The organism is Saccharopolyspora sp. MMCC62, assembly GCF_057736575.1.
This window is the reverse complement of sequence record NZ_JBYKCM010000003.1, coordinates 376,928-400,696: the sequence shown is the minus strand read 5'-3', so window position 1 is coordinate 400,696 and position 23,769 is coordinate 376,928. Positions and strand designations below refer to the sequence as shown.

The 23,769-nt window shown below is 73.3% G+C and carries 21 protein-coding genes; 6 read left to right on the top strand and 15 right to left on the bottom strand.

Annotated elements, in window-relative coordinates; translation table 11 throughout:
- Positions 1–100 precede the first annotated feature (100 nt).
- A complete protein-coding gene (locus AC29IT_RS09080) occupies positions 101–424 on the top strand; it encodes a hypothetical protein (protein ID WP_488218403.1) in 324 nt (107 codons plus the stop codon).
- On the opposite strand, the gene AC29IT_RS09075 is transcribed toward AC29IT_RS09080, so the two are convergent.
- From AC29IT_RS09075 to AC29IT_RS09060, 4 genes are all read right to left on the bottom strand, one after another.
- Positions 405–2,216 (bottom strand): thiamine pyrophosphate-requiring protein, encoded by a 1,812-nt coding sequence (locus tag AC29IT_RS09075; RefSeq protein WP_488218402.1) that lies wholly within the window; start codon positions 2,214–2,216, stop codon positions 405–407. The genes AC29IT_RS09080 and AC29IT_RS09075 overlap by 20 nt on opposite strands.
- 75 nt (positions 2,217–2,291) lie before the next feature.
- Positions 2,292–2,468 (bottom strand): CsbD family protein, encoded by a 177-nt coding sequence (locus tag AC29IT_RS09070; protein ID WP_224955812.1) that lies wholly within the window; start codon positions 2,466–2,468, stop codon positions 2,292–2,294.
- 98 nt (positions 2,469–2,566) lie between these two features.
- Positions 2,567–2,917 (bottom strand): hypothetical protein, encoded by a 351-nt coding sequence (locus AC29IT_RS09065; protein ID WP_488218401.1) that lies wholly within the window; start codon positions 2,915–2,917, stop codon positions 2,567–2,569.
- Between the two features lie 12 nt (positions 2,918–2,929).
- A complete protein-coding gene (locus AC29IT_RS09060; protein ID WP_488218400.1) occupies positions 2,930–4,372 on the bottom strand; it encodes an aromatic amino acid ammonia-lyase in 1,443 nt (480 codons plus the stop codon).
- A gap of 159 nt (positions 4,373–4,531) precedes the next feature.
- Here AC29IT_RS09060 and AC29IT_RS09055 point away from each other — a divergent pair, with 159 nt between their 5' ends.
- On the top strand, positions 4,532–4,834 hold the full coding sequence (locus tag AC29IT_RS09055) for a putative quinol monooxygenase (protein WP_358440107.1): 303 nt from the start codon (positions 4,532–4,534) through the stop codon (positions 4,832–4,834).
- Positions 4,835–5,003: 169 nt separating this feature from the next.
- Here AC29IT_RS09055 and AC29IT_RS09050 read toward each other — a convergent pair whose 3' ends face one another.
- The 5 genes from AC29IT_RS09050 to AC29IT_RS09030 form a co-directional block, all read right to left on the bottom strand.
- Complete coding sequence (locus AC29IT_RS09050) at positions 5,004–5,651, bottom strand: TetR/AcrR family transcriptional regulator (protein ID WP_488218576.1); 648 nt, start codon at positions 5,649–5,651, stop codon at positions 5,004–5,006.
- A 154-nt stretch (positions 5,652–5,805) separates the two neighbouring features.
- On the bottom strand, positions 5,806–8,151 hold the full coding sequence (locus tag AC29IT_RS09045; RefSeq protein WP_488218399.1) for an aldehyde dehydrogenase family protein: 2,346 nt from the start codon (positions 8,149–8,151) through the stop codon (positions 5,806–5,808).
- Entirely contained in the window at positions 8,151–9,230 is a 1,080-nt protein-coding gene (locus tag AC29IT_RS09040) for an AMP-binding protein (RefSeq protein WP_488218398.1), read from the bottom strand. The genes AC29IT_RS09045 and AC29IT_RS09040 overlap by 1 nt, the downstream gene beginning before the upstream one ends.
- Positions 9,231–9,491: 261 nt before the next feature.
- Complete coding sequence (locus AC29IT_RS09035) at positions 9,492–11,552, bottom strand: hypothetical protein (protein ID WP_488218397.1); 2,061 nt, start codon at positions 11,550–11,552, stop codon at positions 9,492–9,494.
- 83 nt (positions 11,553–11,635) lie between these two features.
- The gene (locus AC29IT_RS09030) at positions 11,636–12,529 is read right to left on the bottom strand and encodes a 5'-methylthioadenosine/S-adenosylhomocysteine nucleosidase family protein (RefSeq protein ID WP_488218396.1); all 894 of its coding nucleotides are present in this window, start codon (positions 12,527–12,529) and stop codon (positions 11,636–11,638) included.
- Positions 12,530–12,816: 287 nt separating this feature from the next.
- On the opposite strand from AC29IT_RS09030, the gene AC29IT_RS09025 reads away from it, so the two are divergent.
- Complete coding sequence (locus AC29IT_RS09025) at positions 12,817–13,530, top strand: NUDIX hydrolase (protein ID WP_488218395.1); 714 nt, start codon at positions 12,817–12,819, stop codon at positions 13,528–13,530.
- A gap of 231 nt (positions 13,531–13,761) precedes the next feature.
- Here AC29IT_RS09025 and AC29IT_RS09020 read toward each other — a convergent pair whose 3' ends face one another.
- On the bottom strand, positions 13,762–14,466 hold the full coding sequence (locus tag AC29IT_RS09020) for an NUDIX hydrolase (protein WP_488218394.1): 705 nt from the start codon (positions 14,464–14,466) through the stop codon (positions 13,762–13,764).
- A 169-nt stretch (positions 14,467–14,635) separates the two neighbouring features.
- On the opposite strand from AC29IT_RS09020, the gene AC29IT_RS09015 reads away from it, so the two are divergent.
- Positions 14,636–14,845 carry a hypothetical protein gene (locus tag AC29IT_RS09015; protein ID WP_358440101.1) on the top strand — a complete coding sequence of 70 codons (210 nt, stop codon included), beginning with the start codon at positions 14,636–14,638 and terminating at the stop codon, positions 14,843–14,845.
- A gap of 289 nt (positions 14,846–15,134) precedes the next feature.
- Here AC29IT_RS09015 and AC29IT_RS09010 read toward each other — a convergent pair whose 3' ends face one another.
- Positions 15,135–15,977, bottom strand: coding sequence for a metal-dependent hydrolase (locus AC29IT_RS09010; RefSeq protein WP_358440098.1), 843 nt, complete (start codon positions 15,975–15,977; stop codon positions 15,135–15,137).
- 178 nt (positions 15,978–16,155) lie between these two features.
- Positions 16,156–16,548 carry a cupin domain-containing protein gene (locus AC29IT_RS09005; RefSeq protein ID WP_488218393.1) on the bottom strand — a complete coding sequence of 131 codons (393 nt, stop codon included), beginning with the start codon at positions 16,546–16,548 and terminating at the stop codon, positions 16,156–16,158.
- A 51-nt stretch (positions 16,549–16,599) separates the two neighbouring features.
- Here AC29IT_RS09005 and AC29IT_RS09000 point away from each other — a divergent pair, with 51 nt between their 5' ends.
- Positions 16,600–17,634 carry a helix-turn-helix domain-containing protein gene (locus tag AC29IT_RS09000; protein WP_488218392.1) on the top strand — a complete coding sequence of 345 codons (1,035 nt, stop codon included), beginning with the start codon at positions 16,600–16,602 and terminating at the stop codon, positions 17,632–17,634.
- Between the two features lie 48 nt (positions 17,635–17,682).
- Here AC29IT_RS09000 and AC29IT_RS08995 read toward each other — a convergent pair whose 3' ends face one another.
- The 3 genes from AC29IT_RS08995 to AC29IT_RS08985 form a co-directional block, all read right to left on the bottom strand.
- Positions 17,683–19,890 carry an FtsX-like permease family protein gene (locus AC29IT_RS08995; RefSeq protein ID WP_488218391.1) on the bottom strand — a complete coding sequence of 736 codons (2,208 nt, stop codon included), beginning with the start codon at positions 19,888–19,890 and terminating at the stop codon, positions 17,683–17,685.
- Positions 19,887–20,606 (bottom strand): ABC transporter ATP-binding protein, encoded by a 720-nt coding sequence (locus tag AC29IT_RS08990; protein ID WP_488218390.1) that lies wholly within the window; start codon positions 20,604–20,606, stop codon positions 19,887–19,889. Before AC29IT_RS08990 ends, AC29IT_RS08995 begins: the two co-directional genes overlap by 4 nt.
- 342 nt (positions 20,607–20,948) lie before the next feature.
- Positions 20,949–22,301 carry a sugar porter family MFS transporter gene (locus AC29IT_RS08985; RefSeq protein WP_488218389.1) on the bottom strand — a complete coding sequence of 451 codons (1,353 nt, stop codon included), beginning with the start codon at positions 22,299–22,301 and terminating at the stop codon, positions 20,949–20,951.
- A 161-nt stretch (positions 22,302–22,462) separates the two neighbouring features.
- On the opposite strand from AC29IT_RS08985, the gene AC29IT_RS08980 reads away from it, so the two are divergent.
- The gene (locus AC29IT_RS08980) at positions 22,463–23,761 is read left to right on the top strand and encodes an ROK family transcriptional regulator (RefSeq protein WP_488218388.1); all 1,299 of its coding nucleotides are present in this window, start codon (positions 22,463–22,465) and stop codon (positions 23,759–23,761) included.
- Positions 23,762–23,769 lie beyond the last annotated feature (8 nt).

The following is a 23,769-nucleotide window of genomic DNA, read 5'->3' as shown; positions in this document are numbered from 1 at the left end:
ACACCCCGTTGACCAGCTCTTTCCGCCGACCACCCCGGTGCGATCCTGCCCACCGGGCCCGGGCCGAGACCACACTGGACACCCGGCGGAGGGGGACGCGATGGGGTCACTGGCGCGTGCGGGGATCGCGGTGCTCGTCGTGCTGCTGGTGGGCGGCGGCGCGGTGCTGGCCACCACGGGGGGCGGTCCGGTCCGGTGCGGGGAGCAGCTCATGGGCCGGGACCAGGTGTGCCGCCTGGTCTCCAGCGCGGGCAGCACGCTCAACAGCTACGACGACCAGCGGCAGGTGCAGCGGGCCGGGCAGGACCGGCGGCTGCTGATCGCGGGCCTGGCGGGGGCGCTGCTGCTGACCTCCGGCGGACTGGTCGCCGTGCTCGTGCCGTCGCGGCGACGCGAGCGCGGGTTCAGTCGAGGGGCGCGCTGAGCACCGATCGGGCCTTCGCGCCGATCGTCTCCCGCACCCCGTCGGCGATGATGCGCAGCGCGTCCGGATCGCCCCGCACCTGCGAGCGGGCCGTGTTCAGCGCCTGCGAGACGGTGACGTGCGGCGGGACCAGCGGCACCGCCGGGTCGACCCGGGCGTCGACCACCGTCGGCCGGTCGGCGTGCAGCGCCCGGTCCCACACCTCGCCGGCCTGGTCGGCGCGGTCCAGCTCGTGCCCGGACAGGCCGAGCAGTTCGGCCCACTTCGCGTACGGCACCTGCGGCAGGTGCTGGGCCTCCGGGTACGGCTTGTCGCCGAGCATCGCCCTGGTCTCCCAGGTCACGTAGGACAGGTCGTCGTTGGCGAGCACCAGCACGGTGAACCGCGGATCGGCCCACTCCGGCCAGTACTTCGCCACGGTGATCAGCTCGTTGACCCCGTTCATCTGCATCGCCCCGTCCCCGACGAGCGCCACCACCGGCCGCTCCGGGTGGGCGAACTTCGCGGCCAGCGCGTACGGCAGCCCGCCGCCCATGGACAGCAGCGTGCCGGAGAGGCTGCCGAGCATGCCGGGCCGCATCTGCAGGTCCCGGGCGTACCAGCTGGTGGCGGTGCCGCAGTCGGCGGCGACCATCACGTCGTCCGGCAGCCGCCGGGACAGCTCCCGCACCACCAGTTCCGGGTTGAGCCCGCTGGTGTCGGCGTCGGCGCGCTTCTCGCTGTAGGAGTCCCAGCGCCGCGTCCACTGCGCGACGTGGTTCCGCCAGGTGTGCCCGGTGCGTTCGTCGAGTTGCGGCAGCAGCGCCTCCAGGGTCGCGCGGGCGTCGCCGACGAGGTTCACCTCGGTGTCGTACCGGGTGCCGCAGCGCGCCCCGTCCACGTCGATCTGCACGGCCCGCGCCTGCCCCGGTGCCGGGTAGAACTCGGTGTAGGGCATGGTCGAGCCGACGATCAGCAACGTGTCGCACTCGCGCATCAGGTGCCAGCTGGCGGTGGAGCCGAGCAGCCCGATGGGGCCGGTGACCCACGGCAGCGCGTCGTCCAGGACCGTCTTGCCCAGCAGCGCCTTCGCCGCGCCCGCGCCGAGCCGGTCGGCGACGGCGGTGAGCGCCTCGGTCGCGCCGTGCGCGCCCGCGCCCGCGAGGATCGCGACCTTCTCCCCCGCGTTGAGCACCTCGGCGGCCTGCGCGACGCCGCGCGGATCGGCGGCGGCGACCGGGGTGCTGGGCACCGCGGAGGTCCGGTAGTAGCCGTGCTCGGCGGGCGGCTCCGGCACGGCCGCCTGCTCCAGCAGATCGCTGGGCAGCACCAGCGCCGTCACCGTCCGGTGCGCCAGCGCGGTGCGGCAGGCCCGGTCGACGAGGTGGCGGACCTGGCTGGGTTCCACCAGCTGCTCGCAGAAGTCGCCCGCGACGTCCTTGAACAGGTTCGTCAGGTCGATCTCCTGGTAGTAGCCGCCGCCGAGCGCGGTGCTCGCGGTGTGCCCGAGCAGCGCCACCACCGGCTGGTGGTCGAGCTTCGCGTCGTAGAGCCCGTTGAGCGCGTGCACCGCGCCGGGCCCGCTGGTCACGGCGCAGCAGCCGAGTGCGCTGCCGCCGTACTTGACGTCCGCGCACGCCGCGAAGCCCGCGGTCTCCTCGTGCCGGACCTGGATGAACTCGGTGCCGGGAGCGGTGCGCAGCGCGGCGATCACCCCGCCGATGCCGTCGCCCGGGTAGCCGTAGAAGCGGCGAGCGCCCCAGCCGCCCAGTCGTTCGACGATGTGCTCGGCGACGTTCTTCGGATCAGCCACTGGTCGCGATACCTCCTCGCAGGGGTCTGCCGCCGGGCGGCGGCGGGGCCGCCACCCGGCGGGGCGGGAGCCGGTTCAGCGCCCCTTCACGGCGTCCTTGACCTTCTCCACGGCCTGCTTGAAGCCGCCCTTGGCCTGGTCGGCCTTGCCTTCGGCCTGCCACTGCTCGTTCCCGGTGACGTCGCCCGCCTTCTCCTTGGCCTGGCCCTTGAGCTCTTCGGCCTTGTGCTGGGCCTTGTCCTCGTCGCCCATGACGCCGTCTCCTTCCGGTGGACGTTGCCTTCCACCGGCGCGTACCCGCACAGCCCGCACTCACACATCCCGGTGCGCACACGCGTTCGGCAGCGGGTTCACCGGGGGCGTTCGCCGAGCAGCGCGGGCACCGTGCTGGTGGCCTTGACGTGGGTGGCGAGTTCCGGGGCGAGCAGGGCGGCGACGTCGAGCACGTCCTGGTGCCGCGCGGGCAGGTTCGCCCGCAGCAGGTTCTCGTGGTGGGCGGCGCGGTTGCGCAGGCCGTGCAGCCGCCCCAGCGGCCGGTCCAGGTCGGCGCGCGCGGTGCCCCGGGGGAACGCGTGGTGCAGCAGCGGGATCCAGAGCCGGTCGTGGTGGCGGCGGGAGGGCGGTGCGGGGCCGGGCGGTCCCGGAGCCGGACGGTCCCGGAGCCGGGACCGATGATCTCGCCGGCACGCCGCGAGGTCCACCGGCGCCGGTCGTCAGAAGCGGACGAGGTCGTCGAGCAGGTCCCCGGCCTTGCTGATGTCCTCGGTGAGCGGCCGGTCCTCCACCCGCGGGTCGAGGGTGTCGGCGGCCAGGTGGAACGCCTCCCGCACCGGCACGTCGATCAGGTCGGCCTCCCGCATCCGCAACGCCCGCACCGCGGCGACGAGTTCGCAGGCCAGCAGCCGCCGGTACGCGGCGGCGGCCGCGGTGGTCGCGCGCGCCGCCTGCGTGGAGAAGCTGGCGTGGTCTTCGAGCCCGCGGGACACGACGGCGGTGCCGAGGGTGGCGGGCAGCGCGGCGTGGCGCAGTTCCGCGAGCGCGTCGTGCGCCACGTATTCGAGGATCATCACCCCGGAGCTGCCGGAGGGGCCCGCGGCGAGGAACGGGCGCAGCCCGGTGAACTCCGGTTCGACCAGGTCGCCGAGGCGCGCGGCGGACAGTTCCGCCACCTGGTGCACCGTCGCCCGCACCCAGTCCAGCGCGGACGCCACGTAGGCGGTGTGGAAGTGCGCGTGGTGGTAGGCGTCCCGGTGCACCACCGAGATCATCGGGTTCTCGGTGCCCGCGTTGATCTCGATGGCGAGCACGTCCCGCAGGTAGTGCACCGCGTCGACCGCGGCGCCCTGCACCTGCGGGTAGGCGCGCAGCCCGAACGGGTCCTGGATGCGCCTGCCCGGCTTCGGGGTGCTGTCCAGCCCGAGCAGCCGCCGCATCTGCGCGGCGCACCCGACCTGCCCGGCGTGCGGGCGGGCTTCGTGCACCGGCGTCGCGTACGCCTCGGGGTTGCCGTCGAGGGCGACGTAGGTGAGGGCGGCGACGACGTGGCTGGCTCGGGTGAGCCGCTCCAGGTCGAGGGTCGCGAGGGTCGCTTCGGCGAGGGTGGCGGCGTTGCTGCTCATGAACGCGAGCGCGTCCCCGGCCGCGATCTCCACCGGCTCTACCTGCCCGGCCAGCCAGGGGCGTTCACCGGCGAGGGCGAGCGCGGTCTCGGCCAGCGGTGCGAGGTCGCCGGTGCCGATGGCGCCGAGCCGGTGCACCAGCGGCAGCGCGCCGGTGCGCACGGCCTGGGCGAGCGCGGTGATCAGGTCGGGGCTGACCCCGGCCCGGCCCGCGACGAGCTGGTTGAGCCGGATCAGCAGCGTGCCGCGGGTGTGCTCGGCGGACATGGGTTCGCCGCTGCCGCCCGCGTGGCTGCGCAGCAGCCGCAGCCCGTGCTCGGCGGAGTCGCGGTCGCCGACCACGTCGTCCTTGTTGGCGCCGACGCCGGTGGTCCGGCCGTACACGACGCGTTCGGTGCTGAGCTCGTCGGCGAGCCGCCACGAGTGCTCCGCCACCCGCAGCGCCGCCGTGGACAGGTCGATCGCCAGCGGTCCCGCGGTGCGCGCGGCGTCGGCGACGTCGGTGCACCGCAGCGTGCGGCCGTCCACCCGGATCACCTTCGTCTCCTCTCGTTCGGCCGGTCCAGTATGGGCGGAGCGGGACGCGCCGCCGATGAGATCATCCGCACTCCGCGGGCCGGGCCGCCGCGGCCGGGGTTATCGTCGCCGCTCGGCGGCCGTCGGGGTCGCCGGACCGTTCCAGCTCAGGAGGATCGAGTGCTCGCCCTCGTCGTGTCCATGCAGGCCAAGCCGGGCCACCGGGACGCTTTCCTGGCCGCCATCACCGCCGACGCGGAGGCTTCCGCGGCGAACGAGCCGGGGTGCGTGAGCTTCGACGTGGTCGTCGACACCGCGGACGACCACCACTTCTTCCTGTACGAGGTCTACCGGGACCAGGCGGCGCTGGAGGCGCACCGGGCGAGCCCGCACTTCGCGGCCTGGACCGAGGCGGCCGCGGAGCACGTGGTGCCCGGGTCCCGCGAGGTCACCGTCACCGAACGCCTGCTCCACGAAGCCTGATCACCGCGGGCGGACGGCCCGTCCGGCCCGGCGGCCGTTCCGCCCGAGGTCAGCGCCGGAGGAGCGTTCACCGCGAGATCAGCGGCCGGAGAGCCGTTCCGCTGCGAGATCAGCGCCCGGAGATCGTTGCGCCCCGAGATCAGCGATCAGAAACCCTTCCGCCGCGAGGTCAGCGGTCGGAGACCGGCGCCAGCCACAGGCCGGTGATCGCGTCGATCAGCCCCGTCGCGGCGTCGTCCCACGTGGACCGCGGCGTGGAGCCGGAGTCCGCGAGCGCCCGCTCCCGTTCCGCGGGCATGTGCACCATGAGCTGCCGCGCCATGTCGTTGCGCTCGGCGCGCACCTCGTCCGGCAGCGCGGGCAGGCACCGGCGCAGCCCGTCGATGATCCGGTGCAGCGACGGTTCGCTGAGCGATTCCTCCACCATCACCGGCCGCAGCGACGGATCGGTCATCACCTGCGCGCCGAACCGGGCGAACCAGGTCGGCACCCCCAGCGAGGCGAGGTGCTCGATGCTGGGCCGCACCAGGCATTCCACCCAGTCCCGGATTCCCGCGTCCTCGCCGACCTCGGCGAGCATCCGCACCCGGATCCGCTCGATCGGCTCGGCGTGCCTGCGCACGATCGCCCGCACCAGGTCGGTCTTGGTGCCGAAGTGGTAGCCGACCGCGGTGTTGTTGCCCTGCCCGGCGGCCTCGCTGACCTGCCGGTTGGACACCGCGAACACCCCGTTCTCGGCGAACAACCGCTCCGCCGCGTCCAGGATCGCTTCCCGGGTCGCCCCGACCCGCTCGCTGCGCGCCGCTTGGCCCGCCATCTGCACCACCACCCGTTCCAACCCGTCCGGCACCGAGTTCCCCCTGCGCACGGGGTTCTCGCGCACCGCCAGTCAACAACCACCACCCGGTTGAGTCAAACGACTGAACCAGGCCGCCCCACCGGACATCCGACCAGATCCGCCCGGGGCGGTTTCACACCGCCCGGGCGGTGAGCAACGACAGGTCCACCGGCAGCCGCCGCGCGGATTCGACGGCGAACCCGGCGCCGCTGAGCAACTTCTCGTACTCGTCCCGGTGCCGTTCGCGGCCGCCGGTGATCGCCAGCATCTGCATGTCCCAGGCCGCGGCCAGCGATTCCCGGCCCGCTACGTCCGGCAGCAGCCGTTCCACGACGAGCAGGCGCGTTCCGGGTTCGCAGGCGTCCCGGCAGGTCCGGAGCAGCCGCGCGCAGTCCGCATCGTTCCAGTCGTGCAGCACCCGGGACAGCAGGTAGACGTCGCCGCCCGCGGGCATCTGCCGGAAGAAGTCGCCCGCCGCGGCCGTCAACCGGCCGCCGCAGTCGTCGTCGAGGCGGCCCGTGACGTGGTCGCGGTCGAACAGCACGCCGTGCAGCCCGGGGTTCGCCGCGAGGACGTGCCGCAGCAGGGTGCCGTCGCCGCCGCCGACGTCGATCGCGGTGCCCGTCGCGGGGAACTCCGCCACCGCGGGCAACGCCTCCCCGACCAACCGGGTCACGGCCCGCATGGCGCGGTCGAACGTCCGCGCGGTGCCGGGGTGCCGGGCGAAGTGGTCGAAGTGCTCGATGCCGAAGTGGTGGCCGAAGGCGGTCCCACCGGTGCGCACCGCGGGCTCCAGGTCGTTCCACGCCTGGTAGAACTCCGCGCCGTAGAGCCGGACCAGGTCGCGGAACGGGTCGTCGTCGTGCAGCAGCGCACCGGTGCCGGTCGTGGTGAACGCGCCGCCTCCGGTGTCGCGGAGCAGGCCGAGGTGCGCGAGGTAGCGCAGCAACCGCTCGGTCGCGCCGGGGTCGGTGCCGAGGCCCGCCGCGACCTCCGCGCCGGTCAGCGGTCGGTCCCGCACCAGGTCCGCGAGGCCGAGCCCGGCGGCGACGTGCACGGCGCGCGCCGCCCAGTGCCCGGACAGCAGCCCGAGCAGCCTGGTGTGCGGGTCGGCGTCCTCGGTTCCGGTGCGCAGCACCGTCTTGCTGCGCATCAGGAATTCGGCGAGGTGGCCGTCGTGCGGGAGTCCCGGCGCCATCAGGTGGGTGGCGTGGTCGCCGACGTGCACGTTGCTGATGCTCGGTTCGTCGATGAGCCGGGTGAGCAGCGCGTCGTCACCGGTGACGGCGGTGAGCACCAGGGTGTCGCGCAGCGGGCCGACGCCGTCGCCGGGCGTCCACGGCGCCACCCAGGCGCAGGGGAACGGCAGCTCGATGCCGGCCTGCGGCGCGTCGGCGACGTCGAGCAGCACGACGGCGGGGCGCAGCACCGCGGATCCGTCGGGTTGCTCGCGCACCAGGTCGCCGCCGGTGATCAGCCGGGCGCCGTCCAGCCGGGACCGCAGGTGCGCTTCGAGTTCGCGGGCGCGTTCGGGCGTGTGCGCGGGCAGTACGGCCTCGTCGTGGTCGACCGGGTGCACGGGGATCGCGTCGAGGCGTTCGGCGAGCCGCCGGGCCAGGTCCTCGGCGTCGCCGTCGACGAACACGGCGGTGGCGTTGACGCAGGCCGTCCCGCCGTGACCGGTGATCGAGTCGACGGCCACGTCGAGGTGGTCGGCGGGCCGCCCGTCGGCGAGCAGCACCTTGGACCGGCCCGGCCCCTGCACCAGCACGTCGGACCGGTTCCCGTAGCGGCGCACCGCCTGGTCGCCGCCGTAGACGAGGGCGAGGTCGGCGGCGGTCACGAGGTCGGCGGCGACGTCGTGGTCCGTCGGCAGCAGCACCACCTGGTCCGGCCCGAAACCGGCCTGCCGCAGCGCGGTGACCAGCCGGTGCGGGGTGAACGGTTCCCGCGCGGAGGGGCGCACCGCGATCCGGTAGCCGAGCGCGAGCGCCTCGATCCACTCGGTGTGCGTGCCCGGGTGGTTTCCGGGCGCGTGCACGGCGAGCACCTCACCGCGGCGGCTCCACACCGCGCCCGATCCGGCGCGGTCCAGCCAGTGCGCGGCGGAGCCGGTCGGGCGCGCCCGGTCCACCGACTCGGCGGCCGCTTCGGCGCTGCGGGCGAGCGCGAGCGATGCGGCCCGCACCACGGGCAGCGCGACGCCGGACGCCCGGCACACCTCACGTTCGTGCTCGGGCAGCGGAATCCCGTCCACGGTGCCGAGGAAGGCCCGGGCCGCGTCGGCGAGCGCGCGTCGGCGGCGCGGCGCGGACAGCGGCTCGGCCCGGCGCAGCGCGGCGACGCTGCGCTTGACGTAGAGCCGGGGCACCAGGCTCAGCTCGGCGAGCACCGCTCCGTCGACAGCGGTGACCTCCCGGCGGCGGGTGGCGCGGAACGCACCGGTGGCGCCGAGCGCATCGAGCCGGCGGGCGCTCATCAGTACACCCCCTCGATCACGGCGGAGTTCTCGAAGGTCCGCACGGGCGCGACGTCGGCGACCGAGGAACCCAGCGATCCGGCGGGCGCGGCGATGCGGGTGGCGACGTCGCGTTCGAGGTTGTTCGGCAGCAGCATGGCCTTGCTGACGTGGTGCATCACGACCTGCCCGCGCTCGCCTTCCGCCACCTCGGCCCCGGTGTCCGGGTCGACGACGGTGAACGTGGTGTACGGGGAGAACGAGTCGAACGTGCAGGTCCGGCCGTCGCAACCCGGCCGTTCCATGCTGCCGCCGAGGATCGTGGTGCTGCCGTACTGGCCGCGCAGCGCCACGTCCGGGAAGACCTCGTGCTGCAGCAGGTACCGGGTGTCCGGGTCCAGGTGCGCACCGCCCCACATGATGGTGCCGACCCGGTCGTTGATCGCCGCGGTGAGGCGGTCGCGGTCGGCGATGCGCTCCAGCAGCGGCGGAGTCGCCACCAGCACGCCGACCTCCTGGCTGTCCAGCACCGCTTCCACCTGGTCCACGACGTGCTCGGCGTAGCGGTCCGCCTCGTCCGGGCGGCCTTCGGCGATGCTGCGGCGCACCCACCGCGGGTCGAGGTCCACGGTGAACGCGATGCCGCCGCGCATGCCCGGCAGTTCCGCCATCAACCTGCCGAAGATGTGCGGGCCGCCGGGCGCCACCGTCAGCCAGTGCGCGTCGCGCGGGAAGCCGAGCTCGTCCATCCGGGCCGACTTCCACGCCAGCGAGTGCTCCAGCCAGTCCCGCAGCAGCACGACCCGCTTCGGGGCACCGGTGGTGCCCCCGCTGTCGAACGCGCCGAGCACGTCGGGCCGGTCGCCGTAGCCGCGCGGAACCAGGTCGCGGATCGGGACGCCGCGGAGCTCGTTCACCACGTTCGGGAAGCGGGCCAGGTCGGCGTGCCTGCGCACGTCGCGCCGCGGGTCGAACCCGAGCGAAGCCGCCCGGTCGAGCCAGAAGGGCGACCCCGTTTCCGGGGAGAAGTGCCAGTCCATCGCCGCCGACAGGAAGGCTTCCTCGTCGAACTCAGCGGCATCGTTCCAGTTCCAGTGCACGGCTTCTCCGAATCCGGTGATCACAGGCGTCGGCCCGGTGGTTTCCCGCGGCAGGCGGCGCGGGCACGGGCGGAGGTGCGATCGCGACCGGATTCCCGCGGCACGAGCGCGGAGGGACGGCGACGGCCTTCCGACGATGCGGCTCCTCGGAGCGCGGCTTCAGCAGATCACAAGCTCCGCACCACCGGAACGAACCGTGCCAACCATCACAGACCGCGGTGCGCGGCCGATGCCGATGGGCCGCGCACCGGCGAAAGCCCGTCAGCGCGGCGAGCTCGTGGCCCGCTCGGAACGATCAGCCGCGGTGCTGTCCAGCGCCCGGCCCTCCCGCGCGGGCCGATCACGACGCAACCGCCGCCTCCGCTCGTGCTCCCGCTGCATCCAGCGTCCCCCCTCGGACGCCACCGCTTCCAGCGTGCGCAGCGCGGTGGGAATCCCGGCCGCGTCGAGCTCGCGGTCCCGCAGGTGGGCTTCCTCCTCGCTTGTCACATCGCGGAGGCGGTCGAACTTGTTCGTGATGACCGTGATGTCCGGCCCGTTGAACAGCACCAGTCGCAGCGTCCGGCTGCGCAACCGCACGATCTCCAACGAATCGGGCCTGTTCTCGTTCCGCAGCGCGTACCTGTCGTTGGCGACGCGCACCCCCACCTCGGTGATGCCGGCGGAGGCCAGTGCTTCGTAGCGGAACGACGAGCGCTGCTCGTTCCTGCGCGCCCCGTTGAGGAAGTTCAGCTCGGACTCGACGACTCGAACCCCGTTGTGCGTGAGCAGGAAGACCTTGACCACGTATTCGGAGTAGCGCGGCGGCCCGCCCGGGACGAGCGCCTGGCGCGCTCGCGGCGCCTTTTCCAAGGTCACGAACTGGTCCATGAGATCACTTCCGGCCAATCTGCCGTGCCTGGTCGCCGCCGTGATCAGGTAGCGCTTGTCCAGGTTCAGCCATCGTCCCATCTCCTCGTCCGACGGACGGTCCGCGAGCGTCGAGGTCCACTCCGCGAAGGCTTTCAGCTCTTCGTCGTGCAACGCAGCGTCGGCCGCGGTCCTGCGCAGGTCGTCCCGGCGAACAGCGGCCAGTTCGACACCGTGCACGAGCCCGAGGTACCCGCTGCCGACGAGCAGCAGCGCGGGCAGCACCGCTCCCGATGTCATCATCACCACCGCGCCGGTGGCCGCGAGCGCGATGCCCGATCGCAAGAGCAGGACGGTGCGCCGGGTGGGAAGCAGTTCCGTGCGATGGCCGAAGAGCGCGCCGACCCGCCAACGCTCAGCGCATCGATAGCCGTGCCAGCGGATCAGCCAGTCCAGCGATTCCGGTTCCACACCGGCGTTTCCGTACAGCGCCGCGAGGCGGATGGTCAGAGTGCGGCGGACACCACGGGTCTGCGCCTTCCACTGTCCCGCGATGTGCGGGCGGACGGCGCGGAAGCCCGCTTCGACCCGTTCGTGGACGGCTGCGACGAAATCGGTCCGCACCCAGTGCCCGGGGGAAGGCGGGGCTTCGTCCGGGACCTGATCGTTGTGCTCCCGCTCGGCGCGTTGCCGCTCCTTGTTCAGCACTCGACGGGTGAACTCGTGAAGGCAGGCGAGGAGCCCGCCGCCGACCACCAGAGCCAGACCGCACCACATGGCCGGGCTTGCCCAGTACGCGAACGAGGTGTACAGGCCGAGCAGCCCGCTGAGGACTCCGAGTCCCGCCCGCGTCCACACCGGAGTACCGACAGCGGTGCGGGCCGGAACGAATGCACGTGGTCGTGCCGGATCGGGTTCGAAGAACTTCCACGCCCTCCCCTTGCGGTCCGGGGCCATCCGCTCGCCCAGGACGCGCTCGGTCTCCGCCGACGCGAGGCGGGTCGCTGTCACACCGTCGAGGATCAACTTCAGGTGCCTGGTGATCTGGCCCCGTTCGATCGCGGGCAGCGCGTCGTAACCGGTGTCCACCGGCGCGAAGCCCACCGATTCGGCCGGGCCGTGGGGATTCTGCTCCCACGCCCGGCGGAAGAGCTCGTCCACCACGTCCAGTGCGTCGCGCCACTCGTCCCGCGGGCATCGTTCCGCCACTTTCCGGGCAACGTCGAACTCGTCCAGCACGGCGGCGTCGACTTCGGTGAGCGCGCGTTCGCTGAACAGCGCGAGCGCGTAGAGGTAGGACCGGCGCGTGTTCCCGTGCCCTGCTTCGAGAATCTCGCGGAGCAGCTTCTCAGCTGGGCGCGGAGTACCCCCCTCCAGGTGGTGGAGCGCCACTTCTTCCTTGCGTTCCGGCGGATCGCCGCGGTTGATGTGGTACGTCCCGTCGCGGTGGATCGCCGTTTCGCCGATGTGCACGCCGACGGCTTGACCGACCTCCGCTTCACCTCCGACGTGGACGCCAGGCCATTCAGAACTCAGATCGACCCAGGGAGGAACGTTCACGAGTTCCCCCCGCGGCCACCCATGTTGATGGTGCGCAAACCGGAGCTGAAGGTCGCCACCTCTCCCACCTGGGCGTTGCCCTGCACGATCGGGCCACCTAGCGGCGGAGGCCCCGAATCCGGGCCGAGGTGCCGGCCCCGCCGTCCCCCACCCCTCTCCTCCAGTGCCGCGCAGAGCGCCGCGGCGTAGGCGGCGGCGTTGCGGGCGGCGGTGGCCTGCCAGCCTTCGCCGTCGACGGCCTCCTTCGCCCCGTCCGCGTAGTCGCTGATGGCCCGCACGACCGCGAGTTGCGCGTTGTCGTTGATGTGCCCGGCGAGGGCGAATCCGGCGCCTTCCATCTCCACTGCGATCGCGTCGTTGTAGGTCTCGCGGAGCCGTTCGGCGTACTCGGAGGTCCGCGAGTTCAGCACCACGTCACCTGCGGCGATCGGGGCGGTGTGGACGGCGGGGGCGCCGCCGCCGGCGGTGAGCCCGGCGCACCAGTCGTCGGACAGGGACACCTGGTGCACCGCCTGCTCGATGCGGTGCGGGATGTCCCAAGCCCGCGGGCGGGTGCGGAATCCGCCGTCTTCGCTCTTGCCGCCGTGGTAGCCGTAGACCCGGTTGGCGACCACCACGTCGCCGAGGTTCAGCCAGTCGCGGAGCGCCCCGGCGACGCCGACGAACAGCAGCGCGTCCGGGCGGAACTCGTCGATGGCGCGTTCGGTGAGCACGCCCGCGTTGATCGTGCCCTGGCCCAGTCTGGCGATCGCCACCTCCCGACCGGGCCGGGCGGTCAGCTCGCCCACTTCGAACAGGGTTCCCTTGTCGCTCCAGTGCTCCGCGCGTCCGGTGAGGTGTTCGCGGACCGCGGTGTACTCGACGTCCAACGCCGTCAAGATGACGATCATCGTGTTGCTCCATCGCTTCGATCAGGGGTGCTGGTCGTGCTCTGGCGCTCAGGTGCTCAGCGGAGAGCGCTTCCCGGGGCGGTGGCCGCGAACGCGTTTCCGGGGCCGGGAAGCGGGATCCGCGGCGATGTGCTGGTGCCGCGGCGCGAGGGACGCTAGCCCAACCGGAGTCTTATAGTCAATATGACGATAACTGTTGCGCATCGGCGGCGCCGCTACCAGCACGAGTACGGTGTACCTAGTGGACAGACGTCCGAGCCGACCGATCACGACCGGGGGTGACCACCGTGTCCGACGACGACTGGACCATCCCCGAAGTCGCGCTGGCCGTCGACCTCGCGATCCTGACCGTCCGCGACGGCGCACTGCGGATCATGCTCGTGGAGCGGGGCGAGGACCCGTTTCGCGGAATGCTCGCACTACCCGGGGGCTTCCTGTTCGACGACGCCGAGGACGTCGACGAGGCCGCGGCGCGGGAGCTCACCGAGGAAACGGGCCTGCATCCGCAAGGCCTGCACCTGGAGCAGCTCCGCACCTACGGCGCACCGGACCGCGATCCGCGCCGCCGGGTGATCACCGTGTGCTACCTGGCGTTCGTCGCGGATCTGCCTGATCCCACCGCAGGTGGCGACGCGCGCGCCGCCACCTGGGTCCCGGCGCGCGACGTGCTGGAGGGCGAGACGCAGGTCGCCTTCGACCACGCGCGGATCATCGCCGACGCGGTGGAGCGCGCTCGCGGCAAGCTGGAGTACACCACCCTCGCCGCGTCGTTCTGCGCCACCGAATTCACCATGACCGACCTGCGCCGGATCTACGAGATCGTGTGGGACACCCGGCTGGACCCGCGGAACTTCCACCGCAAGATCACCGGCGTGCCGGGATTCCTCGTCCCCACCGGCGAGCGCACCACCCGCGATGGCGGACGCCCGGCGGCGCTGTACCGCTCCGGCGGAGCGGCGCTGCTCCATCCGGCGATGCTGCGGCCGGACCACGAGGTCTGACTTCCACCGACCCCCTTGTTGTCTCATTGACAATAAGCACGGACAGCGCCTAGCGTCATCTCCAACAACTTATAGTCACTTTGACAACAAGGGGTTCGAGATGCAGATCCACTGCTCGTTCCGGCTTGCGGCGCACGCCGTCGTCATCGCGTTCCTCAGCGGCGCACTGCTCAGCGGCACGCTCATCGGCCACGCGTCGATCGACACCGGCACCACGACGGTCGGCGGAGATCAGCTCCTGCGCGGCGGCATCATCGGAGGCACCAGCTCGTCCGCGGATCCCGCCCGGTAGAGCGCGGCAGGACGCCCGTTCGACGCGGCACGCCGCTGCCCCGTCGGCACGACGAACCCCTCCGCATCGGTGACCTTGCGGTGGAAGTTCGGCCGATCCAGCTCGACCTCCCACACCGCTTCGTAGACCTCGCGCAGCTCGCCGATGGTGAACTCCGCGTCGCAGAACGCGGTCGCCACCGTGGTGAACTGGAGCTTCCGCCGGGCCACGTCGATCGCGTCCCCCAAGATCCGCGGGTGGTCGAACGCCAGCCCCACCGATCTGGCCTCCGAGACGGGCATCCAGCTCGCCGCCCGAGCATCCGATCCCGCCTCCGGCAGCGGCAGATCCGGCGCGATCGCCAGGAATGCACAGGTGATCACACGGGGATCGCGGGGATCCCGGTCCGGAGCCGAATAGGTGCCGATCTGCTCCAACGGCAGGGAATCCGCCACGATCCCGGTCTCTTCCTGCAACTCCCGGGCCGCGGTCTGCTCCAGGCTCTCGTCGCCGCGCAGGAAACCACCCGGCAGGGCGAGCCGCCCCGCGAACGGCTCACCCGCGCGCTCCACCAGCAACACGCACGACCGACCGGCGCGGATCGTCAGGATCACCAGGTCCGCGGTCAGCGCGACCGTCCGCCGGGCACGAGGAACACGAGCCATGAGCGGACCCTACGCGGTGTCCGGCCCCGCCGGACCCGAACGCACCGGCTGATCCACCCGGTGGCGGGAAATCCGCCGAACGTGACTTTTGACGTAGAGGGGGCGGGGGCGCGGGACTACCAATGAGGCATCAGCGAGCAGTTTCCGGCGTTCGACAGGAGGTTCTTCCATGATGGCCACGACTTCCGCGCACCGAACGGCTCCGCTGCCGGTCGGCAAGATCCGTCGCAGGCGGACCCGGTCGGGTCCGTACATGTGGGCGGCCACGATCTCCGCCGCCGTGATCGAGAGCTGGTGGGCGGACCCATCCTCGGTGGGCGCGCCGGTGCTGGTGCTGACCGGCGTGCTCACCACCTGGATCGCGACGCGCGTGCTGTGAGCCGACGCGTGATCGCGGCGGGATGAGACCGCCGGCGGTGGAGGGGGAACGGGGGTTCCGCCGTCGGCGAGCGGCTCCGGTAGCGCACCAGCGGGGGTGCGCGCCGGGGCCGCGTCCCCGAACATCCAGCGGTCGCCGAACGCCCGGCGGCCCCGAACGACCAGCCTTCCCGAATAACCGGCCGTCCCGAACGACCAGCCGTCACCGAACGCCCGCCCGTCCCGAACAGTCGGCCGTCCCGAACGACCAGAGTCCGCTGAAACCCTTGGCCACAACGGGAATTCCGATGTCACCCGAGCGTGCGGGCGAGTTCGGCGGCGTCCGGCACCAGCAGCACCGCGACCAGCACCAGGCACACCAGCTCGATGCTGCGCTCGATCCGCTTGCCCTGCTTCGATCCGACGCTCCAGCGCATCGACTTCGGCAGCACGTGACCGCGGCGCCAGCGGGCACCCGAGCAGCGCGCCGTGCGCTTCCGGCTGCACTTCGCGCAGCGGCGGCGGATCGGGAACGTCCAGCAGATCCCGCTGCGCGTCGCCGAATCCCCCACCGAGTGCACCAGCATCCCCATCGTGATGGACACCCCGGCGAACCAGCCGAGCTCGGCCATCGCGCCCGCCGCCGCCAGCGACCAGCTGATGGCGACCGCGGCGATCAGCGCCACCGCGTCCTGGTCGGTGCACAGCCTGCGCCGCACCCACTTCGGGCCGGACCGGGACAGGGTGCTGATACCGGGCGCCAGCACCAGGACCATCGCGATCCCCGGCACCCACGGCGTCAGCAGCGCGCCCAGCGCGACCAGCAGGCCCAGCCCGGCCGCGAAGAGCGGGGTGTGCACCAGGCCGCGGTGCTCGCCGTCGCCGGGCGGATCGTGCGGCAGCCGCGTCCGGCCGTAGGTGGTGCGCGCCAGGAGCTGGAAGGACTCCCCCACCAGCGCCGTCACCCGCCCGCCGCTGCGGTAGGCGGTGGCGCCGTCGGCGTCGAGGTCGGGCAGCAGCGCCGCGCCCGCGCCCAGCAACGCGCCCAGCGCGGTGCCCGCGACTCCGAGGTCCGCGCCGGTGAGCGCGCCCACCGTGCTGCTCGATGCCGCCCCCGCCAACGCTCCCGTGCACGCGTGGCCGCCCGCTTCCATGCCCTGTCCGCTCCCTCGGTCGAGGCGCCGCGACCGGACGGACGAACGCTGCGCTCGGCCGGACGGCGCAGCGCCGGATCACCGGGCCACCGATTTCCGTTGCGGCCCAACGGACATTTGAACATGATCTTGGAGGCGGTGGTGCCGGGACCGGTCGGGATCACCCGCGCGGACGCCGCTACGGCACCGGATGGCCGGTGGTGACGTCCACGTGCTCGGGCACCTCGTCGTGCGCGTCCCCGACCGAGAGGGTTCCGGTCGGCTCCACCAGCAGCACGGCCGCGCCGTGCTCCGACGACGGCTTGTGGAACGTGCCGCGCGGCACCACGAACACCGAACCACGCGGCAAGGTCACCGTCCGCTCGCCGTCCTCCTCGCGCAGCCCGATGGCGATCTCGCCGTCCAGCACCAGGAAGAACTCGTCGGTCTCCAGGTGCACGTGCCACACGTGCTCGCCGTGGAACCGGGCGAGCCGGATGTCGTAGTCGTTGAGGTAGGCGATGATCCGCGGGCTCCACGGGGCGTCGAAGCCGTCCAGCGCGGTCTTGAGGTCGATCGGGTTCTCGGTCATGCCGACATCCTCGGCTCGACCCGACCGCACCACGAGTGCTAGGAATCGCACATGCCGCAAGAATTCTCGCACCGGGTCGCGGTGCTGGTCGACGAGGGCTCGAACCCGTTCGAGATGGGCGTCGCGACCGAGCTGTTCGGGCTGCGCCGCCCGGAGCTGGACCGCCGCTGGTACGACTTCGCGGTGTGCGCGGTGCGGCCGCGGGTGCGGATGCACCTGGGCATGTTCACCCTCTCCGACGTCGCCGGGCCGGAGGTCGCGGACGCCGCGGACACGCTGATCGTGCCCAACCGGCCCGATCCGGACGTGCCCGCCGCGCCCGAAGTGCTGGCCGTCATCGCCCGCGCGGCGCGGCGCGGGGCTCGGCTGGTGAGCTTCTGCACCGGCGCCTTCACCCTCGCCGAGGCGGGCGTGCTGGACGGCAGGCGCGCCACCACGCACTGGCGCTGGGCCGCGGAGTTCACCCGCCGCTTCCCGGCGGTGCGCCTCGAACCGGACGTGCTCTACGTCGACGACGACCCGGTGCTCACCGCGGCGGGCAGCGCGGCGGCGCTGGACCTGGGGCTGCACCTGATCAACCGGGACCACGGCGCCGAGGTCGCGAACGCGGTGAGCAGGCGGCTGGTGTTCACCGGGCACCGCGATGGCGGCCAGCGGCAGTTCGTGGAACGGCCGGTGCCGGACGTCGCGGACACCTCGCTGGCACCCGCGCTGGACTGGGCCCGCGCGCACCTGGACCGGCCGCTGACCGTGCCGGACCTGGCCGCCCGGCTCGCCACCAGCCCAGCGACGCTGCACCGGCGGTTCCGCGCGGAGCTCGGCACCACCCCGCTCGGCTGGCTCACCACCGAGCGGGTCGCGCTGGCGTGTCGGCTCATCGAGCGCGGCGAGCTCAGCCTGGACCGGGTCGCCGCGGCCAGCGGGTTCGGCACGGCCGCGAACCTCCGCGCCCGGCTGCGCGAGCACACCGGGCTCAGCCCGTCCGCCTACCGCCGCCGCTTCGGCGCGAACCCGCCGGAGCCGGTGCCACCCCGGCCGACCGGATCGCCTGCCGGTCGGGGAACCCGGGCGGCACCGAAGGGCTGACCCCCGGCGGACGAGCAGGAGGCGGCGGGGCTGCCCGCCGCCGTCCCGCTACTCGTCGGCGAGCGGCTCCGCGCCGATCCCGCGCAGCATCAGCCCGCTCGCCGATGCCGCCAGCGCCGCCACCAGCAGGCCGAGCACGATCGGCACCAGGATCGACGGGGTCAGCGTGGTGCTCTGGTCCAGCACGTGGAGCAGCCCGAGGCTGACCCCGGTGCCTCCCGCGGTCGCCATCCCGGCCGCGACCAGCGCCGGCAGTGCCGCCTCGACGTGCAGTGCGCGGACCAGCACCCGGCGCTGCGTTCCGGCGGCGATCAGCGCCCCCAGCGTGCGGCGCCGGTCGACGACCGATCCCGCCGCCGTGATCGCCGCGCTGGCCGCCGCGAGCACCGACGCGATCGACAACCCGATCACCGTGATCCGGTGCAGGTCGCCGGTCTGGACGTCCCCGGCGACGCTGCGCGACTCGATCGACTCGATGTCCGCACCGGGGATCGTGCGCGCCATGGCGGTGCGCACCCCGATCCGGTCCGCCTCGGTGGCCGGGAGCACGGACAACGTGGCCTGCTCCGAACCGTCCGCCGCGGGCACCGCGCCCGGGTCGATGAGCACGGTGTCCAGGTTCGGCTCGGCGATGACCGGGGTTCCGGGCGGCACCGGCACGGCGGGCGGCCGGTCGGCGCCACCGGTGCTCGGGGTGACGGTGAGTTCCGACGGCTGCGCCCCGCTCGGCACGTGGACGCCGGGCGGTCCCTCGCAGGAGGGCCGGAAGGGGGTCACCTCGCGAGCGGCGCGGCAGTCGATGACCAGCCCGAAGGTGGACGAGTCGCCGATCCCGCCGACCAGCACCTGCTCGTAGTCGGCGACGGTGGCCCGCACGCCCCGCGCCGCCAGTTCGTCGGTGAGGCGTTGGCGCAGTTCGGGTGCTCGGCTGCCGGGCACGTCCGCGAGGATCACGTCCTGCTCGTCCCAGCTGCCCATCGAAGAGGGCCCGGCGGTCATCGCGGGCAACGCCGTCAGCGCCATCGCCCCGGTGAACACCGCGAGCACCATGCCGGACGACGACCGGTAGGCGCTCTTCGGGTCGCTGACCAGCCGCCTGCCCGCCAGCAGCACCGCAGGACCGCGCCACACCCGCGCGAACAGCCGGCCGATGGTGGCGGTGATCCAGGGCCCGACCAGCGAGAACGACCACACCACCGCGGCGATCGGCAGCACCAGCACCAGGAATCCCGCGCCGTCGTCGTACCTCGCCATGCCGAGCACGAACAGCCCGGCGACCACCGCGAGGATCAGCAGCCGCCACGCCTTGGGCCTGCCGCGCGGCTGCTCGGTGGCAGCGCTCAGCGGCGCGCGCACGACCCGCCCGGCGCCCAGCACGGACGAGGCCACCACCAGCGCCGGAACGCCGATCGCCACGCCCAGCACCGCCCAGGTCGACGGGGTGATGTCGCTGACGAACCAGGTGCCGTCGCCCCAGGGGACCATTGCGATGAGGTACCGCAGCGGCCAGGTCAGCAGCAGCCCGGCGGCGGTTCCGGCCACCGCGGCGAGCCCGGTCTCCGCGGCGACCGTCGAGACCACTTGGGACGGAGTCGCACCCGCCATCCTCAGTGACGCCATCCGGCGTTCCCGGCGCGCCGCGGTCAGCCGCGAGGCCGAGGCGACCAGCACGAGGCTGGGAGCCGCCAGCACGAACAAGCCGAACAACGCCATCGGTTGCAGCAGCAGGTCCTCGGACTCCGCCTGGATCGTCACCGAGGAGTACGGGTTGGCGACGGCGGCGGCCTCGTCCAGCGCGCCTTGCGGATGCCCGACGACGGCGACGAGCTGTTCCGGGTAGCGCAGCAGCCGCGGGTCGATCGTGCCCGCGATGCGCTGCGGGAAGCGGTCGGCCAGTTCGCCGTCCGGCAGCGCGGCCGCCTTCTCCGCGAGCGCCGGGGACAGCAGCGCCTCGCCGGGAGCCGGGAATTCCGGGGCCTTCCCGCCGCCGGAGGCGCCGGAGACGTCCAGCCGAGTGATCATCTCGCCGCGCACGTAGTCCTGGGAGGCCAGTTCCACCCCGCCCGTCTCGGAGACGCCCTGGTGGCCCTCCTGCCAGGAGGAGCGATCGGTGCGCGCCTGCGCGGCGTGCGGCAGCGCCGTGAGGATCAGCACCAGCGCGGTCGCCACCATCACGCCGGCCGCGGTCAGGATCGCCGAGGTGCGGGTGCGGGGGTCGTGCCGCAGCACCCGCACGGCCAGCTGCAGCGGGTTCATCGGGCCACCGCCCCGCCGGGCGCGGTGACGTCGTCGGCGATGAGGCCGTCGCGGATCTCCACCACGCGGCCGCATCGGGCGGCCAGCTCGCGGTCGTGGGTGACCACCACGACCGCGGCGCCGGATCTGCCCGCGCCGTCGGCCAGCGCCCGCATCGTCGCCGCACCGGTGCGGGTGTCCAGCGCGCCGGTCGGCTCGTCCGCGAAGATCACCTTCGGTTCGTGCGCCATCGCCCGCGCGATCGCCACCCGCTGCGCCTGGCCGCCGGAGAGCCGGCCGGGCAGTCGTCCTTCCATACCGCTCAGCCCCAGCTCGGCCAGCCATGCGCGGGCGGCTCTCGTGGCCGTGCGCCGGTCGGTGCCGCCGAGCAGCAGCGGCAGCGCCACGTTCTCCTCGGCGGTCAGCTCGCCGACGAGCATGCCCTGCTGGAACACGAAGCCGAACTCGTGCCGCCGCAGCTCGCTGCGCTTGGTCTCGGAGAGCTGGTCGACGCGGCGCTCGCCGAAGACGACCTCCCCGCGGTCCGGGCGCAGGATTCCGGCGAGCACGTGCAGCATCGTGGTCTTGCCGGAGCCGGACGGGCCCACGATCGCCAGCACCTCACCGGCTCGAACCTCGATGTCCGCGCCGCCCAGCGCCCAGTGCTCGCCGTACTGCTTCGCCAAGCCGCGGCCCGCCAGCACCGCCCGGCTCGCCGGTGTGCGCCCCTGCTGCATGTGTTGTTCCCCCTGGTCCCGATGCGCGCCGTGCGGCGCGGTCGCTGGTGCGGAAGTCGATCGGGAGGAACGTTCGCAGCGGACGAGGGGCGCGCACCTCATCCGACCGGCCGCGCGGGGTCGGCTGATCGGCCGGTGCTCCGGGGCCATCAGGCCGGGTGGAGCGTTCAGGTGTGCCGTCGCGTCGGGGTTTCCGGCCGACTGCCGGCGCACCCCGAGCCGGGTCGGCGTCGCCCGGGCAGGATTCCGCGCGAGGTCGCCGAACCCGTTCCGGGGAGGTGCTCGGCTCCGGCGGGAACCCGTTGCGCCGCAACGGTTCGATGCACACCGCCGGCGCCGGCGCTACCCCGCCAGTTCGAGGTCTTCGAGGCTGCGCCGCGAGGTCTCCCGCACGCAGAAGAACGTGAACACGAGCGCCAGCGCGGCGAAACCGGCGAAGATGCCGAACACGGCACCCGCCCCGAACACGAGCAGCACCGGGAAGAACTGGGACACCAGCAGGTTCCCCGTCCAGTTCACGAACGACCCGACGCCGACGCCGAGGGTGCGCACCCGCAGCGGGAACTGCTCCGGCAGCAGCACCCACATCAGCGGGCCCCAGCTCAGCGAGAACGCCACCTTGAACACCGCCAGGCACAGCACCGCACCGGCCGCCCCGGCGGTTCCGGCGAGCAGTTCCGCGCCGAACAGCACCGCGAGCACGCTCATGCTCAGCAGCATCGCGGTGCCGCCGATCAGGAGCAGCTTCTTGCGCCCCACCGCGTCCACCACCCGCGCCGTGATCAGCGTGGTGATGATGGACAACGCGCCGAGCCCGACGCTGTTGAGCAGCGCGGCGCTGTCGCCGAACCCGGCGGCGCGCAGGATCGTCGGCGCGTAGTAGACGATCGTGTTGATGCCGATGAACTGCTGCAGCAGCGCCAGTCCGACGGCCACCAGCAGCGGCCTGCGCAGCGCGGGCGTGAGCAGTTCGCGCCAGCGGGCCCGATCCTGCTCGGGTTCGGCGTCCTTGGTGCGGCGGATGTCGGCGAGCACCGATGCCGCCTCGTCCTCGCCGAGCTGCGCGCGCAGCACCCGCCGCGCCTCCTCGTCCCTGCCGTGCGCGACGAGCCAGCGCGGCGTCTCCGGCGAGCGGGACACCCCGAACAGCAGCAGCAACGACGGCACCAGCGCGAGGCCCAGCATCCACCGCCACGCGCCCCACGGCGACAGCGCCAGGCTCGTCACGTAGGCGACGAAGATCCCGATCGCGATCATCAGCTGGTTGAGGGTGGCGATGCCGCCGCGGTTGCGGGTCGGCGCCAGCTCGGACAGGTAGGTCGGCACCACCACGGAGGCGATGCCGACGGCGAGCCCGCCGAGCACCCGGGCCGCGACCAGCACCGCCACCGACGGGGCGAGCGCCATGCCGATCGCGGACACGCCGAACACGGCCGCGCCCAGCTGCAGGATCGGCCGCCGGCCCCAGCGCTCCGCGAGCGAGCCCGCCACCAGGCTGCCGAGGATCGCGCCGAACATCAGCGAGCTCACCACCAGGCCCTTCGTCCACGGGGTGAGCCCCAGCGCGGGCGTGAGGAACAGCAGCGAACCGGCCGCGATGCCCTGGTCGTACCCGGCGAGGATGCCGCCGAAGGAACCGAAGAAGAACACCGAGCGCGCCGCGGCGGACGAACTGGGCGAACGGGTCTCGGTCATGCACATCTCCACTTCCGGCGGCGGGATCGGATGGTCCCGGCGGATCGGTGCGATGGAGCGTGGCACCGGCCACCATTTCCGTCAACACTCGGTCAGATTCCGGGATGGATTTTTGACCGACTCCGGTCGTAATTCGGCCGGGCGGCGGATACGCTGCCGCCATGTCCGACGCCGCACCGACCGCGCTGCACCGGCTGCGCCAGAGCAACGCCGAACGGGTCCTCGGTTGCCTGCGCAGGCACGGCGAGCTGAGCCGCGCCGAGGTCGCCGAGCACAGCGGGCTGTCCCGCACCACGCTGTCCGCGATCCTCGGCGACCTGATCCGCCGTGGTCTGGTGGTGGAGACCGAACGTCCGCCGTCGAACCGGCGCGGACGTCCCACGAGCGGGCTGGTGCTCAACCCGGCCGCGGGCCAGTACCTGGGGATCGAGTTGGGCCGCAACCGGATCCGGCTGGTGCTCGCCGACGCCTCGCACCAGGTGCGGGCCCGGCACGAACTGCCCTACGGAGCGGCGCGGTCGGCGGCGGACCGGCTCGCGCTGGCCGAGCGGGCCGTCCGGGACACCGCGCGGCGGCACGGCATCACGCTGGACGCCCTCGCCGGCATCGGCGTCGGTTCCACCGGCCCGGGTGAGCTGGTACTCGCCGACGCCGGTGGACTGCCCGGTGCGCTGCGCGGGCGGGAAGTGGTCGCCGACGGGCTGGCCCGCGCGTTCGGGGCACCGGTGGGCGTGGACAACAACACCCGGCTCACCGCGCTCGCCGAGGCGACCTGGGGCGCGGCCGCCGGGGCTTCGGACCTGCTGTACGCGCACTTCTCGCACGGCGTCGGCGGTGGTCTCATCGTCGGCGGCCAGCTGATCCGCGGTGCAGGCGGCGTGGCCGCGGAGCTCGGGCACCTGTGCGTGGACGAGTCCGGACCGGAGTGCTGGTGCGGCGGTCGCGGCTGCCTGGAGCGCTACGCCTCGGTGCCCGCCGTGCTGCGCGCCGCCGGGCACCGGCGCTGGCCGCTGCTGCGGGACGCCCTCGGCGGTGTCGCCGAACCCGGCGCTGCGCGGGCCGTCGAACGCGATGCGCGGGCCGCCGAACGCGGCGCGCGGGCCGCCGATCAGGGCGCGGTGCGGGCCGCGGAACGCGAAGCGGTGCGGGCCGCCGGTGCGCACGCGGGCACGGCGCTGGCCGCGATGTGCACCGCGGTCAACGCGGGCCGCGTGGTGCTCGGCGGGGAGCTCGCCGAGCTGGGCGAGGTATTCCTCGGCCCGCTGCGGGAATCCTTCGACCGGCGCGCGATGCGCTCGCTGCGCGGCGGCGTCGAGTTCGCCCGCGCCACCACCGCGCCGTGGGGCGGCGCACTCGGCGGGCTGGCGCTCGCCCTGCACGAATCCCCGCTGCTGGCGCGATATCCGCTGCCCGCGGGCTCGGAACCGGCCGCTCCCGCCGACGCCGGATCCGGCAGCTGACCCGTCAC

Coding starts and splice junctions, on each gene's coding strand:
- AC29IT_RS09080 (WP_488218403.1), top strand. CDS start 101: ATGGGGTCACTGGCGCGTGCGGGGATCGCGGTGCTCGTCGTGCTGCTG.
- AC29IT_RS09070 (WP_224955812.1), bottom strand. CDS start 2,468: ATGGGCGACGAGGACAAGGCCCAGCACAAGGCCGAAGAGCTCAAGGGC.
- AC29IT_RS09050 (WP_488218576.1), bottom strand. CDS start 5,651: ATGGCGGGCCAAGCGGCGCGCAGCGAGCGGGTCGGGGCGACCCGGGAA.
- AC29IT_RS09045 (WP_488218399.1), bottom strand. CDS start 8,151: ATGAGCGCCCGCCGGCTCGATGCGCTCGGCGCCACCGGTGCGTTCCGC.
- AC29IT_RS09030 (WP_488218396.1), bottom strand. CDS start 12,529: ATGATCGTCATCTTGACGGCGTTGGACGTCGAGTACACCGCGGTCCGC.
- AC29IT_RS09020 (WP_488218394.1), bottom strand. CDS start 14,466: ATGGCTCGTGTTCCTCGTGCCCGGCGGACGGTCGCGCTGACCGCGGAC.
- AC29IT_RS09015 (WP_358440101.1), top strand. CDS start 14,636: ATGATGGCCACGACTTCCGCGCACCGAACGGCTCCGCTGCCGGTCGGC.
- AC29IT_RS09010 (WP_358440098.1), bottom strand. CDS start 15,977: ATGGAAGCGGGCGGCCACGCGTGCACGGGAGCGTTGGCGGGGGCGGCA.
- AC29IT_RS09005 (WP_488218393.1), bottom strand. CDS start 16,548: ATGACCGAGAACCCGATCGACCTCAAGACCGCGCTGGACGGCTTCGAC.
- AC29IT_RS09000 (WP_488218392.1), top strand. CDS start 16,600: ATGCCGCAAGAATTCTCGCACCGGGTCGCGGTGCTGGTCGACGAGGGC.
- AC29IT_RS08995 (WP_488218391.1), bottom strand. CDS start 19,890: ATGAACCCGCTGCAGCTGGCCGTGCGGGTGCTGCGGCACGACCCCCGC.
- AC29IT_RS08990 (WP_488218390.1), bottom strand. CDS start 20,606: ATGCAGCAGGGGCGCACACCGGCGAGCCGGGCGGTGCTGGCGGGCCGC.
- AC29IT_RS08985 (WP_488218389.1), bottom strand. CDS start 22,301: ATGACCGAGACCCGTTCGCCCAGTTCGTCCGCCGCGGCGCGCTCGGTG.
- AC29IT_RS08980 (WP_488218388.1), top strand. CDS start 22,463: ATGTCCGACGCCGCACCGACCGCGCTGCACCGGCTGCGCCAGAGCAAC.